Genomic DNA, 1,027 nt, shown 5'->3' with positions numbered 1-1,027 from the left:
TCGTCCTAGAGTTTATCTCGGAAACCGAAGGGGGTGAGTATTCCATCAATCCTCACTATCCCTATGGAAAATGGTATTTTTACGAGCAAATCTTACAAGTACCTGTCTATGGAATTTTTCAGCCAAAAACCGGAGAATTAGAAATTTATTGTTTAGTGGCAGGAAAGTATGAACAGCAGTTGCCAGATGAGAATAATCGTTACTGGATAAAAGAACTTAACTTGTTTATCGGTATCTGGCAAGGAACCAAAGCTGAATTTACTACTAATTGGTTGCGCTGGTGGGATAAGTCGGGAAATTTGCTATTATGGGGGAGTGAGTTAGTAGAGCAGGAAAAGCAACGAGCCGAGCAAGAGCGTCAACGAGCCGAACAGGAAAAGCAACGAGCCGAACGCTTGGCAGCAAAATTAAGAGCGCTAGGAGTTGAAGTTGATGATAGTGTATGAACTAATTGCAGGCATTGTCCACCTACAGGTCTATTTTATAATTAATTTAATGCACCTACTTAGTTGCGGGCAGTTTATGAGAGCTTATTAAATATTAGGAAGGACTGTTGACGACAATGACACCATCTGCTATTGATTTACCAACAAAATCAACGATAATCACCTGGGAAAAACTGCCCGATGATTTTATTCTACCTGACGAACCTGTGGACAATAACCTGCAACCCCTATTAGCAGCCGCTTTACGGGAATCCCTAGAATTAGCAGGACTAATTCTAGAATCGATGCTAATTGCTTCTAATTTTGGCTTATGTGCTACCGTTAAAACTCAAACTGTTGTCAAAGCACCTGATTGGGTTTATATTCCCTCGGTAAAACCGATTCCTAGCGGAAAAATTCGGCGCAGTTATACTCCCCATCTTGAAGGAGAAATTCCTACTTCGTCCTAGAGTTTATCTCGGAAACCGAAGGGGGTGAGTATTCCATCAATCCTCACTATCCCTATGGAAAATGGTATTTTTACGAGCAAATCTTACAAGTACCTGTCTATGGAATTTTTCAGCCAAAAACCGGAGAATTAG

The 1,027-nt window shown here is 41.0% G+C and carries 1 protein-coding gene and 1 pseudogene; both read left to right on the top strand.

All coding sequences use genetic code 11. The features are described from left to right. Positions 1-446: PDDEXK family nuclease (locus O9290_RS06065; protein WP_288086818.1), on the top strand; the 446-nt coding region annotated here is incomplete at its 5' end. 116 nt (positions 447-562) lie between these two features. Beyond that, positions 563-1,027 (top strand): annotated as a pseudogene (locus O9290_RS06060) (hypothetical protein); the annotation flags it as partial.

The organism is Microcystis sp. LE19-41.2A (assembly GCF_027530405.1).
In the GTDB taxonomy this organism is placed as follows: Bacteria; Cyanobacteriota; Cyanobacteriia; order Cyanobacteriales; family Microcystaceae; genus Microcystis; species Microcystis aeruginosa.
Note: the sequence above shows the minus strand (reverse complement) of the source record. Positions and strands in the feature narration are given on the sequence as shown.